General features: G+C 72.4%; 14 protein-coding genes. 10 read left to right on the forward strand and 4 right to left on the reverse strand.

The genetic code is table 11. The features are described 5' to 3' along the window. Positions 1-10 precede the first annotated feature (10 nt). Genes HNP84_RS43920 through HNP84_RS43940 form a run of 5 tightly spaced genes read left to right on the forward strand, consistent with a single transcriptional unit; the run spans position 11 to position 3323 of the window. Positions 11-799: a ferritin-like domain-containing protein gene (locus HNP84_RS43920; protein WP_185056041.1), complete on the forward strand. Its 789-nt coding sequence runs from the start codon at positions 11-13 to the stop codon at positions 797-799. Further along, the gene (locus tag HNP84_RS43925; protein WP_185056042.1) at positions 799-1287 is read left to right on the forward strand and encodes a hotdog fold domain-containing protein; all 489 of its coding nucleotides are present in this window, start codon (positions 799-801) and stop codon (positions 1285-1287) included. The genes HNP84_RS43920 and HNP84_RS43925 overlap by 1 nt, the downstream gene beginning before the upstream one ends. A 1-nt stretch (position 1288) precedes the next feature. Beyond that, complete coding sequence (locus HNP84_RS43930) at positions 1289-1549, forward strand: acyl carrier protein (protein ID WP_185056043.1); 261 nt, start codon at positions 1289-1291, stop codon at positions 1547-1549. After that, positions 1546-2460: an SAM-dependent methyltransferase gene (locus tag HNP84_RS43935; RefSeq protein WP_185056044.1), complete on the forward strand. Its 915-nt coding sequence runs from the start codon at positions 1546-1548 to the stop codon at positions 2458-2460. Before HNP84_RS43930 ends, HNP84_RS43935 begins: the two co-directional genes overlap by 4 nt. A 20-nt stretch (positions 2461-2480) precedes the next feature. After that, positions 2481-3323: an acyl-ACP desaturase gene (locus HNP84_RS43940; protein WP_185056045.1), complete on the forward strand. Its 843-nt coding sequence runs from the start codon at positions 2481-2483 to the stop codon at positions 3321-3323. 98 nt (positions 3324-3421) lie between these two features. Here the strand turns inward: HNP84_RS43940 and HNP84_RS43945 are convergent, their stop codons facing one another. After that, complete coding sequence (locus HNP84_RS43945; protein WP_185056046.1) at positions 3422-3889, reverse strand: PaaI family thioesterase; 468 nt, start codon at positions 3887-3889, stop codon at positions 3422-3424. Positions 3890-4112: 223 nt separating this feature from the next. Between HNP84_RS43945 and HNP84_RS43950 the strand changes: the two genes are divergently transcribed. From HNP84_RS43950 to HNP84_RS43960, 3 genes are read left to right on the forward strand one after another with little or no spacing between them, the layout of a single operon-like run. Then, positions 4113-5015 carry a LysR family transcriptional regulator gene (locus HNP84_RS43950; RefSeq protein ID WP_185056047.1) on the forward strand — a complete coding sequence of 301 codons (903 nt, stop codon included), beginning with the start codon at positions 4113-4115 and terminating at the stop codon, positions 5013-5015. Between the two features lie 47 nt (positions 5016-5062). Beyond that, positions 5063-5968 carry a LysR family transcriptional regulator gene (locus HNP84_RS43955; RefSeq protein ID WP_185056048.1) on the forward strand — a complete coding sequence of 302 codons (906 nt, stop codon included), beginning with the start codon at positions 5063-5065 and terminating at the stop codon, positions 5966-5968. Continuing rightward, positions 5961-7637, forward strand: a complete 1677-nt coding sequence (locus HNP84_RS43960) for an AMP-dependent synthetase/ligase (RefSeq protein ID WP_221337521.1) — start codon at positions 5961-5963, stop codon at positions 7635-7637. Before HNP84_RS43955 ends, HNP84_RS43960 begins: the two co-directional genes overlap by 8 nt. Positions 7638-7668: 31 nt before the next feature. Here the strand turns inward: HNP84_RS43960 and HNP84_RS43965 are convergent, their stop codons facing one another. The 3 genes from HNP84_RS43965 to HNP84_RS43975 all read right to left on the reverse strand — a co-directional run bounded on the left by HNP84_RS43965 (position 7669) and on the right by HNP84_RS43975 (position 10097). Continuing rightward, positions 7669-8886: a hypothetical protein gene (locus HNP84_RS43965; protein ID WP_185056049.1), complete on the reverse strand. Its 1218-nt coding sequence runs from the start codon at positions 8884-8886 to the stop codon at positions 7669-7671. Further along, positions 8883-9479, reverse strand: coding sequence for a SigE family RNA polymerase sigma factor (locus HNP84_RS43970; RefSeq protein WP_185056050.1), 597 nt, complete (start codon positions 9477-9479; stop codon positions 8883-8885). The genes HNP84_RS43965 and HNP84_RS43970 overlap by 4 nt, the downstream gene beginning before the upstream one ends. A gap of 126 nt (positions 9480-9605) precedes the next feature. Beyond that, positions 9606-10097 (reverse strand): PaaI family thioesterase, encoded by a 492-nt coding sequence (locus tag HNP84_RS43975; protein ID WP_221337522.1) that lies wholly within the window; start codon positions 10095-10097, stop codon positions 9606-9608. A 253-nt stretch (positions 10098-10350) separates the two neighbouring features. On the opposite strand from HNP84_RS43975, the gene HNP84_RS43980 reads away from it, so the two are divergent. Continuing rightward, a complete protein-coding gene (locus HNP84_RS43980) occupies positions 10351-11538 on the forward strand; it encodes an NAD(P)/FAD-dependent oxidoreductase (protein WP_185056052.1) in 1188 nt (395 codons plus the stop codon). Positions 11539-11550: 12 nt separating this feature from the next. Further along, a complete protein-coding gene (locus HNP84_RS43985) occupies positions 11551-12132 on the forward strand; it encodes an SGNH/GDSL hydrolase family protein (protein ID WP_185056053.1) in 582 nt (193 codons plus the stop codon). Positions 12133-12151: the final 19 nt, after the last annotated feature.

The raw sequence follows: 12151 nt of genomic DNA on the forward strand, positions 1-12151 counted from the left end.
GAGGCCATGAATGCACAGCTTCGACGTCTTCCGGCACTACGAGCGCCAGCACTGGCGCCTGGCAGACCTGCCCCTGGACGAGGTGAACCGGGACCTGGTCCGCCCCGAGTACGTGACCCTGGCCAAGAGCGCGACGATGGGCGAGTCGAACGTCATCGCCGCCGTGCACGGGTTCCTGAACGAGTTCGTGGACGACTACGACTTCTCCACCTTCGCTGTGGTGTGGGGCTACCAGGAGGTGCAGCACCACTACGCCTTCCGCGCCTGGCTGGCCGCCGTGGGCGAGAGCGTGGACGACACCGCGGTGACCTCGATGCGCGAGCCGTACGCGCCGGGCACCACGCCGTCGGCGACGCTCGCCACCAACATCATCTCCGAGCTGACCGTCAACCACGTCTACCGCGCGGTCTCGGCCTGGGTCGAGGAGCCGGTGCTCAAGACGCTGCTGCTCAACGCCAGCCGCGACGAGGCCGGGCACGCCCGCGAGTTCATCCACTACGCCACCCGCCGGCTGGAGCGGCTGCCGGAGGAGCTGCCCTCGGTGCTGGAGACCCTGTACGTCTACAGCTCCGAGGCGAAGATCAAGCACCCGGTCAGCACGTTCAAGTCGGGGATCAGCGAGCTGGGCGAGCACGAGACCATCGACACCGGCTTCGAGCTGTTCCTGGAGAAGGTCGCCGCCGACGGCGAGCTGGACGTGCTGCACGGCAAGGTCCGGCGCACCTTCGGCAACATCACCGGCCTGGACCTGAGCAGCAACGCCAAGGTGCGCCGGGCCCTGGCCGAGGCCCTGGACTGATGGCCATCGACGTGCCCTGGTCGGTGCTGCCGGAGTACCACTGCTTCGGCTGCTCCCCGCACAACCCCTCCGGGCTCGGGCTCACCTTCACCCCGCACGAGGACGGCGTCGAGGCCCGCTTCGAGCTGGGCCGCGCGTTCGAGTCGTACCCGGGCGTGGTGCACGGCGGGCTGGTCGGGGTGATCTGCGACGAGACCATGGGCAACCTGATCGTGCTGGCCCGGCAGGTGCCCGCGTTCACCGTGTCGCTGCGCACGAGGTACGTGGCCCCGCTGCTGGTCGGCCGCCCGTACCGGTGCCTGGCCCGGCTCCGGGACGAGGAGCCCGGCCCCCTGATCCACGCCTACGCCGACGTCGTGGACGCCGACGGGGCCGTACGGGCCACCGCGACCGCGACGTACCAGTCCTTCGACCTGGCCGAGCTCGCCCTCCCCGAGGACGAGATCGCGCTGCTGTCCACCCGGCTCGCCACCCCGAATGGAGCATGACATGTCCGAGCACGGCATCGACGACATCATCCGCACCCTCACCGAGATCGCCGCCGCCGAGACCGGCCTGCCCGCCGAGCGGCTCGGCCCGGACGTGGAGCTGCGCGGCGTGGAAGGCGTGGACTCCGTCCGCGTGCTGCGCATGATCGCCAAGGTGGAGCGCCGGTACGACGTGGAGCTGGAGGACGAGGACGTCTTCGGCGCGACCACGATCGCCCAGGTGGCGGCCGTGGTGGACAAGGCGCTGCGGGAGATGGTGTGACGGCCCCCGTAGAGCAGGCGGAGCCCGTCCAGCACGCCGAGCACGCCGAGCACGCCGAGCACGCCGAGCACGCCGAGCACGTCGAGTACGCCGACACCAACCAGCACTACGACCTGGACCCGGAGATCTTCGGCCGGTTCCTGGACCCGCTGCGCAAGTACAGCTCGGCGCTCTACACCTCCGAGACCGACACCTTGGCCGAGGCGCAGGAGCACAAGCTGCGCTTCGTCGCCGACCGGCTCGGGCTGCGCGGCGGGGAGCGGCTGCTCGACGTCGGCTGCGGGTGGGGCTCGCTGATCCTGTTCATGGCCCGCGAGCTGGGCTGCGACACGCTCGGCGTCAGCCCCGCCCCGCGCCAGCACGACTACATCGCCCGCCGCGCCGCCGAGATGGGCGTCAGCGAGCGGGTGCGTACGCTGGTGGGGCACTTCGAGCGGCTGGACCTGCCCGAGCGCTCCTTCGACGCGGTCACCATGCTCGGCTCGATCGTGCACATGCCCGACGCCGACGAGGTGTTCCGCCGGGCGCGGGCCGTGCTGCGCCGCGGCGGCGCGCTGTACGTCTCGGAGAGCTGCTTCCGCAGCGACGCGACGCACGCGGAGTTCGCCCGCCGCGCCGGGACCGACTTCGTGCGCGAGGACATCTTCGGCTGGGGCGACATGCGCCCGCTGTCGGCGCTGGTCGCCTCGGCCGAGCGGGCCGGCTTCTCCATCGCCTCGGTGGACGACCTGACCGGCCACTACCGGCGCACCATCGAGGACTGGCTGGCCAACGTGGACGCCTCGGCCGCCGAGCTGGACGCGCACGCCCCCGGCCTGGCCGCCAAGCTGCGGCACTACCTGGAGATCGCCAACGCGGGCTGGGGCTACACCACCAAGCACTACGCGCTGGTGTGCAAGAAGTCCCGCTGACACCACGAGGAAGGACGCACGTGGAGACCAGTGCCCTGCTCCGCCCCGGGGACGTGGCCGAGGCCGTGGACGGCTTCCTGGCCGCCTCGCCCGCGGCGCGCGCCTGGGACGTGGAGACGGCCTTCGACTGGGCGGCGGCCGACGCCGGGCTGCTGACCGACGGGCAGCGCTCGGCGGTGCGGTTCGTCACCCTGATCGAGGACCACCTGCCCGGCTACTTCGACGTCTACCACCGCAACTTCCCGGTGGACGACACCGTGGACCCCGCGGTGTTCACCCACAACCGGGAGCTGTACCACTTCACCGTACGGTGGGCGGCCGAGGAGGACACCCACGCCCGCGCGCTCGCCCGCTACCAGGAGGCGTCCGGCATGGCCGTGCGCGACGAGCTGCGCGAGGAGCTGGCCGTGGAAGGCCGCAAGCGGTTCGACCTGCCCTACGACCACCCGGTCCAGTTCTTCACCTACGCCCTGGTGCAGGAGAAGGCGACCCAGATCTACTACCAGCAGCTCCGCGAGGTGTGCGGCGATCCCGTGCTGCGCGCCGTGCTCACCCGGCTCTCCCGCGACGAGGCCCGCCACTTCAGCTTCATGGCCGACGTGGTGGGCCGCTACCTGCGGGCGTACGGCGACACGGTGGCCGAGCCGATGCGCGACGTCATCGCCGCGTTCCGGATGCCGCTCGCCGACACCATGCGGGGCTACTGGCGGTGGGCCCTGAAGATCGCCGATGTGGCCCGCTACGACCACACGGACGCGTACGAGCACCTGATCAAGGTGATCGACCGAGCCGTGGACGCCCCGACGCGGCGCATCGACGAGCTGACCGCGTTCATCTCGCGCTGCCGCGCCCTTCCCGCGTGACAGCGCTGCCGCGCCCTTCCCGCGTGACAGCTCTGCCCGCGTGACAGCTCTGCCCGCGTGAGCGGGGGGCGGGGAGGGGACGCCTCCCCGCCCCCCGCTCACGCCTCCGGCTGGAACACCATGCAGGTACACGACCCGTGCGCGATCAGCTTGCCGGCCGCGTCCGTGATCCTGGCCTCGGCCGTGGCGGTGCGGCGTCCCACGTGCACCGTGTTCGCCCGGCAGGTCAGCCGTGAGTGGTCCATGCCGACCGAGCGGATGAAGTTCACCTTCAGCTCCAGCGTCGTGTACGCGACGCCGTCGCCCAGCTCGGTGAACACCGCGCTGCCCATCGCCGTGTCCATCAGCGTCGCGAGCACGCCGCCGTGCACGGTGAACATCGCGTTGATCGTGGCCGGGTTGGGGTCGAGCACGTACACCGCCCGCCCCTTCTCCAGCGCCTCCACGGTGATGCCGAGCGAGGCGCCCACGCCGAGCCCCTCGCGCGCCCCCTGGTCCAGCAGCGTGCGCAGCTCCGTGATGCGGCTGGCGACGGGCCCGCTCACGGTGTTCTCGCCGACGGTCATGCGACTTCCTCCCGAGATCCGGTGGTCGTGCCCGGATTCGAGCAAGGCCCGGTTGACGGCGAGTGAACACCGCGCGACAGGTGCCCCGGAACGGCCCGCCCATCGGGGATTCGAATCGTGCGATCAGCCCCATACGGGCATTTCATCCACTGTTCGCCTCCCCCCGTACTGCCGTTCCCGCCCGCTGGGTCAGCCTGTTGTGGGACCCGTTGGGGAGGTCGCGTTGGAGTTTCGCCACCTGGTTTCCTACCTGGCCCTGGCCGAGGAGCTGCACTTCGGCCGCGCCGCCGCGAAGTTGCATCTCACCCAGCCGTCACTGAGCCAGCAGTTGCAGCGGCTGGAGCGCAGACTCGGCGTGACACTCGTCGTACGCACCTCGCACGAGGTGCGGCTCACCCCCGCGGGGGAGGTCTTCCGCGACCACGCCCGCTCGATCGTGCGGCACATGGAGCGCGCCGCCCAGGCGGCCCGCGAGGCCGCCGACGGCCGCTTCGGCACCGTCCGCATCGGCTACAACTTCTCCGCCTGGCAGGAGGTCCTGCCGAACGTGCTCGTGGCCATGCACGAGCGCTACCCGCACATCGTCGTCGAGCTGTCCGAGCTGCGCTCGGGCCCCCAGCTCGCCGCCCTGGCCGCCGGCGAGCTGGACATCGCCTTCTGCGACGGCAGGCCCGCCACGGCCGGCCTGCGGCACCGGCCGCTGATGAGGGTGCCGATCGTGGCCCTCGTCGGCACCGGGCACCCCTGGGCCAAGCTGCCCCGGGTCGACTTCGCCGACCTGGCCGGCCGTCCCTGCATCATGTTCGCCCGCGAGCAGAGCCCCGCCATGTACGACGCCATCATGGCCGCCGCCGACCGGCGCGGCATCCGCCTCACCATCGCCCACCAGGTGGACGACCTCAGCGCCACCGCCATCGTCGCCGCCACCCAGCCCGTCGTCGCCTTCGTCTCCGCGCACCGCGGCGCGCACATGGCCGCGGGCGGGCTGGGTTCGGTGGCGGTGCCCTTCGCCGAGCCTGCGCCCGCCGTGGAACTGCACGCCGTCTGGCGCGAGGACGACGACCCGAGCACCGTACGGGCGTTCCTGACCTGCCTCGACAGCGCCTTCGTCCGTCCGCACACCTGAACGAGCCCGCCAGAGGAGACGCCGGACTAGGGGGACCCGGAGGACCCATGGAATTCCAGCAGATGACCTCGTTCGTCGCCGTCGCCGAGGAGAACAACTTCAGCCGCGCGGCCCGCCGCCTGCGCATCGCCCAGTCGTCCGTCAGCCTGCAACTCAAGCGCCTGGAGCGCGAGCTGGGCGTCCAGCTCGTCTCGCGCGCCTCCCAGCCCGTACGCCTCACCCCCGCGGGGGAGGCGTTCCTGGGCGAGGTCCGGCAGGTTCTCGACCTGGCCGGGCAGGCGGTCGAGGAGGCCCGCGGCGTCGCGGCCGGGCGCGCCGGCACGATCCGCGTCGGCTTCAACTTCGTGGCCGGCCGCCTGGTGCTGCCCGCCACGCTCAGGCGGATGCACGCCGAGCACCCCTCCCTGAACGTCGAGCTGACCTGCATGCACAGCGGCCCGCAGCTTCGCGCCCTGGCGGACGGCGAGCTGGACGTGGCGCTGGTGTTCGGCGCGCAGCAGCGCCGAGGCTGGCGCTCGATGCCGGTGCTGCGCGTGGAACTGGTGGCCATGGTGGACAAGCGGCACCGCTGGGCGCGCCGCGACGCCGTCGGCTTCCGCGAGCTGGCCGGCCAGCGCTGCGTGCTGTTCGGCCGCGAGATGTGCCCGGCCATGTACGACGAGATCCAGTCGGCGGCGGCGCGCACCGGCACCCGCCTCGACATCGTGGAGGAGATCAACGACCCGCTCGCCACCGCGGTCGCGGTGCGCACCCGCCAGGTCGTCGGCTTCACCTCCGCCCCCCGCTGGGACCAGAGCGCCGCCGCGGGCCTGGTCACCGTGCCCCTGGTCGGCCCGGTGCCGACCCTGCCCGTCCATGCCGTGTGGCGCGCCGACCGCGCCCCCGGCCCGGTGGAGGCGTTCCTGCGCTGCCTGAACGCCACCCGCGTACGCAAGGGAGTGCGAAGTGCGTGAGTTCTCCGTCGAGCCCCTGGTGGAGATCGCCGACGGCGCGACGCTGACCGACATGGCCTACGACCGGGCCCGCCGGGAACCCGACCTGGTGGCCCTGGCCGCCCGCACGCCGGACGGCTGGCGCGAGGTCCGGTACGGCGAGTTCGCCGCCCAGGCCGCCGACCTCGCCCGCTCGCTGCTCGGCGCCGGGGTCCGCCCCGGTGACCGGGTGGCGATCCTGGGCGGCAACAGCGTGGACTGGCTCGTGGCCGACTTCGCCGCGCTCAGCCTCGGCGCGATCACCGTGCCCGTCTACCCCACGGCCTCGGCCGAGCAGATCCGCGCGGTGCTGGACGACGCCGGTCCGGTGGCCTGCTTCACCGCCCCCGAGGCGCGTCCCCGCCTGCTGTCGGCCCTGCCCAGCCGCGACATCGCCGTCTGGTCCCTGGGCGGCCCGCTGCCCTCGCCGGCGCGCCGCGCCGGCGCCGCCGACCTGGCCGAGCACCGCGCCGCCGTACGGGCGGACGACCCGGCCACCATCGTCTACACCAGCGGCACCACCGGCACCCCCAAGGGCGTCGTCCTGACCCACCGCAACATCCTGGCCGCCGCCTGCAACGTGGTCGCCCTCCTCCCCGAGCTGTTCAACCCGCCGGGCACGCAGGCGTCCACCCTGCTGTTCCTGCCGCTCGCCCACGTGTACGGCCGCGTGGTCGCCTTCGGCGGCTTGTGGGCGGGGGTGAAGACGGGCCTGGTCGCCAGCGCCAACGACCTGGTGGCGGAGCTGCCGGTGTTCCGGCCGCACTTCCTGGCCGGCGTCCCGTACGTCCTGGAGAAGATCCGCAAGGCCCTCCGGCAGCGGCTCGGCGAGGCCGCCTTCGCCCCCGCCGAGCAGGCCGCGATGGCCAGGGGAGCGGCGCGGAGAAGGGGCGAGACGGTGGAGCCGGCCACCGGCGACCCGGTGCGGCAGGCCCTGCACACCGTGCTGGGCGGCCGGCTGACCCACATGATCTGCGGCGGCGCCTCGCTCGACCCCGACACCCTGGACTTCTTCACCGGCATGGACCTGACCGTCCTGGGCGCCTACGGCCTCACCGAGACCACCTCCACCGCCACCATGAGCGCCCCCACCGCCAACCGCCTGGGCAGGTCCGGCCGGCCCGTCCCCGGCACCACGGTCGCCGTGGCCGACGACGGCGAGATCCTGATCCGCGGCCCGCACGTCTCGCCCGGCTACTGGCGCGCCCCCGCCGAGCCCCAGGAGTGGGTGCACACCGGCGACCTGGGCGACCTGGACGACGACGGCTACCTCAAGATCACCGGCCGCCGCAAGGAGATCCTGGTCACCAGCGGCGGCAAGAACGTCGCCCCGGCCGTGCTGGAGGACCGCCTCCGCCAGCACCCGCTGATCTCCAACTGCATGCTGGTCGGCGAGGCCCGCCCGTACGTCACCGCCCTGATCACGGTGGACCCCTCCGCCGCCTCCCGGGACGACCTGGAGAAGGAGATAGCCGCCGCCGTCCAGTCGGCCAACACCCTGGTCTCCCGCGCCGAGTCCATCCGCGCCTTCCGCATCCTGCCCACCGAGTTCACCATCGCCCGGGGCCACCTCACCCCCAGCCTCCGCCTCCGCCGCGCCGCCATCGAGAAGGACTTCGCGGCGGAGATCGAGGCGATGTACCCGGCGTGAGGGCGTACCCGGCGTGCGCGGGTGGGGGGGGTCAGAAGCCGGGCAGCTCCAGGCTGCCGGCCCAGCCCCGGAAGGTGTGGACCGCGAGGGGCCTGACCCGGCCGGTGCGGACGTCCACGCGGTAGGTGCGTTCGCCCAGGGTCGGGGTCTCGCCCCGCTTCGGCACGCGGTCCATGACCGGCTCGGTGACGACCACCTCGGTACGGCTCAGCCAGCCGCCCACCCGCATCGCGCCGAAGTCGCGCGGCGCCCCGCGCAGCCGCGTCCGGCGCAGGGTCTCGCCGGTGGCGGCATCGAGGGTGACGATCGTGGCGTTGGCCGTGCTCCGCTCCGACGGGCCGGGCGTCGAGGTCGCGGCCCCGGTCATGCCGGTGAGATAGGCCAGCGTGCGCCCGTCCGGGGAGGGCTGGCCCAGGTCGGGGGGAGGGGTGTCCTCAAGCGGGGGGAAGGCCCGCACGGTGCCGTCCTCCCGGAGGGCGCCCAGCTCGTCGTCCCGGCCCTCCCTGGTGACGATCACCGGGCCGCCGGCGTCGCCGACGGCCCGCACGTGCCAGCCGTCCGGGAGGTGGGTGACGTGGCCGGTCTCGACCTCGACCACCACGTCCAGCCCCGATCCGCCCCACAGGCCCAGGCGGGTGCCGCCGGGGGACAGCAGGAGCAGCACCGGCCGGGCCACCAGCTCGGCCCGCGACACCGGCACCGGCACCGTCCACACCTGGCCCCCGTGCAGGTCCCGCACGGCGAACGCCTGGTCCTTCTCGCTGTAGTACGCGACCCGCTCCCCGTCCGCGGAGATCACCAGGGGCGCGTTGGTGTTCATGTACTCGTCCGCGCTCTGCTCGGTGTAGACGCTCAACGCCTCCGGCATCCGGTACGTGCGGCCCGCCCGCGTCACCACGTTCCACTGGGCGCACTCTCTGGCGAAGGTGTGCGTGTTCCGGCCGGGCGTCCACTCCTCCCCGCACCAGTCGTAGTAGGCGTGGCTGAGCGGGCCGACACCGGAGGCCGGGAGGGTGTCGGTCACCTTGCTGGTGATGACGCCGCTGGTGATGACGCCGCCCCGCTGACCGCCGGTGACGATCGCCCCGCCGGCGGCCACCACGGCGACGGCGACGGCCAGGACGACGGCGCCGGCGGCGGCGCGCGCGCCCCTGCGACGGCGCTCGGCCCGGCGGATCACCCGTTCGGCGAGGTCCACCGCGGGCGCCCCGTCGGCGATGGACTGCAGTTGGTCGCGGAAGGTGCTCATCGATCGTTCTCCTCGGCGTCGGAGGCGGCCCGCGAGGCCGCACGGGCGGCCGGCGCCCCGGGCGTGGCGGCGGCAGGGGCGTCGCCGGGGGCGGCGGTGTCGTGGAGCAGGTGGGCGAGATCCGGGGCGAGCACGCGCAGGCGACCCAATGCGTGACTGGTCTGGCTCTTGACCGTGCCGGGCGAGCAGCCGAGCAACTGCGCGGTCTCCTCCACGCTGCGGTCCTCGTAGAAGCGCAGCACGATGACGGCCCGCTGGCGCGGGGTCAGCCGGGCGAGCGCGCGTTGCAGGGCGACACGGTGCAAGGTGTCGTCACCGGAGTCATGGCCCGGTTCCGGCGGATGCTCCTGCGGATACTCGGCGGATCTTCGCCGCCTGCGCCAGGAGATGTGCTCGTTGATCAGCGCCCGGCGCGTGTACGCCTCCGGGTCACCGCCGCCGGCCAGCTTCGGCCAGTGCCGGGCGACCTTCACCAGCACGTTCTGCAGCAGATCCTCGGCGAGATGGGCGTCCCCGGTGAGCAGGTAGGCGCTGCGCATCAGCGACTGCTGACGCGCCCCCACGAACTCGCGGAAGCCCTGATAGCGGTCCATCGGCTCTCCTCTCGCCATGGAGAACGCCATCGCCGCCCATCCTGGTTGGAACCCCGCACACACGAGAACCGCCGGCCGCGCACGGGGCGGCGCGGCCGGCGGGGTGGATCGGCGGGGTGAGCCTGCTCAGGCCGACTTGAACCAGCAGACGTAGTCGAAGTCGATCTTGCCGACGAGGGTGTCGGCGTCGTCGTGGAGGAGGGCCTTGCCGGACAGCTCGTGGCGTTCCTGGCCCGAGTCGGAGGGGATCTTGGCCAGGATCGCGGCGATGACCTGCTCGTCCAGGGTGCCGGTGGCGCGGATGCGGCCGGTGGCGGGGCGTAGGAACGCGACCCGGCTCTCGCGCAGCACGAAGCTCTGGACGTCGGCGATGCGGGTGGCCACCGCGCCGGAGAAGGCGCCGGCGCAGGCCACCTCGGCGGCCAGGAACAGGGCGCCGGCGTGGACGGTGCCCAGGTGGTTGCGCATCTCGGGCCGGTCGGCGACCTCGGCGACGGCGCGGGCGTGGCCGACCTCGGTCACGCGGACGCCCACGTGGTTGTTGAACGGGACCACGGAGTCCACCATGCGGCGGATCTGCTCGTAGTCGGGCCTGCCGTCCACCACCGCGCCGGCCAAGCGGGCCTGGGCCTGGCTGATTTCCGCATTGAATTTGCTTTTCGGAGGCATGCCATAATGAAGGCACTCGATTGTTGACGGCAGGTTAATCGCCGGGGCCGTGAGTGGAAATCCGCTGGTCGGCGGGCTCGCACTCAGGGGGAGTCGAATGGTGCGATAGGAAGGGCCGATGCCCGTTGACCCCCGCCGGGCCGCTACGTAGAAAAGGTAATCGCAATAGCAGTGCGCCTTTTCCGTCAGCGCGGGAGTCCACATGTATGACGCCATTGTCGTCGGTGCGCGGTGCGCCGGTTCACCTGTCGCCATGTTGCTGGCCAGGCGCGGTTACCGCGTCCTGCTGGTGGACAAGGCGGTCCAGCCCAGCGACACCGTTTCCACGCACTACATCCAGCAGTACGGCCTGGTGCGGATGAAGGAGTGGGGGCTGCTCGACGCGCTCACCGCCACCGACACGCCTGCCATCCGCCGGATGACCATCTCCTACCGTGACAACCGCATCGACGGGTTCGCCGACCCGATGGACGGCATCGACGCGACGTACGCGCCGCGTCGTACCGTGCTCGACCCGATTCTGCTGGACGGGGCGCGGGCGGCGGGCGTGGAGGTGCGCGAGGGCTGCACCGTATGCGAGCTGATCATGGAGGACGGCCGGGTGGCCGGTGTCCGCACCGCCGACGGCGGCGAGGAGCGGGCGAAGATCGTGATCGGGGCCGACGGCTCGGGGTCGCTCGTCGCGCGGGAGGCCGGGGCCGAGATCTACCAGAGCATCCCGGCGGCCTCGTTCGTCTACTACTCCTACTGGACCGGGCTCGACACCCACTTCCACAGCCGCATCGGCGTCGGCCGGCAGGTCGGCGTGTGGCCCACCAGCCACGGCCAGACCCTGATCGCGATCATGAAGCCGATCGACCGCTGGGAGGAGTTCCGCGGCGACGTGGAGGGCAACTTCCTCCAGGTCGTCAAGGACATCGTGCCCGACATCGCCGAGGAGGTCGCGAGCTCCGGCGAGCGGGTGGAGCGGTTCATCGGCATGCGCTACCCCGACAACTACTACCGCCGCTCGTACGGCCCCGGCTGGGCGCTGGTCGGCGACGCCGGATACCACAAGGACCCCATCACCGGGCAGGGCATCAGCGACGCCTTCGTGCACGCCGAGATCCTGGCCGAGCGGATCGCCGAGGGACTGTCGGGCGCCCGCCCCATGGACGAGGCCCTGGCCGCCTACCAGGCCGAGCGCGACGAGCGTACGGCCTCGGCGTACCGGTTCGCGGCCACGATCGGCGCGCTCGTGCTCCCGCCGGAGCTGGAGAAGGTGTTCACCGCGCTCAGCCGCAACGAGGAGTTCGCCCGCGACTTCTACAACCTGATCGCGGGCGCCATCACCGGCGAGCAGTTCTTCGCGCCGGACAACATGGCCCGCATGATCGGCTCGCTGGGCTAGGCGGTGGCTGCGATGGCGGTTCAGCTCATGACCATCGGGGACAGCTTCGCCGAAGGGCGGGGCGACCCGCTGCCCGACGGCACGTTCCGCGGCTGGGTGCCGCAGCTCGCCGACGCGCTCGGCATCCCGGCGGACGCGGTCGTCAACCTCGGCTCGTACGGCGCCACCACCCAGGACGTGGTGGACCACCAGCTCGCCAGGGCGCTGAGCGCCGACGCGCCCCTGTACGGCGTGACCGTCGGCGGCAACGACCTGGTCTCCCGCGACTTCGACGCCCAGCGCTTCCGCTACAACCTGCGGCACATCCTGACCGGCCTCACCCTGCGCGGCGCCCGGGTGTTCACCATCACCTGGCCGGACATCCCCGGCAAGCTGCCCGGCCTGTCCGACGACAAGCGCCGGGCCCTGCGCGCCCGCTTCGCCGAGGCCAACGACTACATGACCAAGCTCACCGCCGAGCTGGGCGTGCTCGCCTACGACATGGTGGACACCCCCGTGACCAGGGACCCCGCGATGTGGGCCCCCGACGGCATGCACCCCAGCCCGGAAGGCCACCGCACGATCGCGGCGGGCATCGCCGCGCTGCTCGGCTGACCCGATGGCAATCCGGAAG

The organism is Thermocatellispora tengchongensis, assembly GCF_014202315.1.
GTDB classification, from domain to species: Bacteria; Actinomycetota; Actinomycetes; order Streptosporangiales; family Streptosporangiaceae; genus Thermocatellispora; species Thermocatellispora tengchongensis.

Coding starts and splice junctions, on each gene's coding strand:
- HNP84_RS43920 (WP_185056041.1), top strand. CDS start 11: ATGCACAGCTTCGACGTCTTCCGGCACTACGAGCGCCAGCACTGGCGC.
- HNP84_RS43925 (WP_185056042.1), top strand. CDS start 799: ATGGCCATCGACGTGCCCTGGTCGGTGCTGCCGGAGTACCACTGCTTC.
- HNP84_RS43930 (WP_185056043.1), top strand. CDS start 1,289: ATGTCCGAGCACGGCATCGACGACATCATCCGCACCCTCACCGAGATC.
- HNP84_RS43945 (WP_185056046.1), bottom strand. CDS start 3,889: ATGACCGTCGGCGAGAACACCGTGAGCGGGCCCGTCGCCAGCCGCATC.
- HNP84_RS43955 (WP_185056048.1), top strand. CDS start 5,063: ATGGAATTCCAGCAGATGACCTCGTTCGTCGCCGTCGCCGAGGAGAAC.
- HNP84_RS43965 (WP_185056049.1), bottom strand. CDS start 8,886: ATGAGCACCTTCCGCGACCAACTGCAGTCCATCGCCGACGGGGCGCCC.
- HNP84_RS43970 (WP_185056050.1), bottom strand. CDS start 9,479: ATGGACCGCTATCAGGGCTTCCGCGAGTTCGTGGGGGCGCGTCAGCAG.
- HNP84_RS43980 (WP_185056052.1), top strand. CDS start 10,351: ATGTATGACGCCATTGTCGTCGGTGCGCGGTGCGCCGGTTCACCTGTC.
- HNP84_RS43985 (WP_185056053.1), top strand. CDS start 11,551: ATGGCGGTTCAGCTCATGACCATCGGGGACAGCTTCGCCGAAGGGCGG.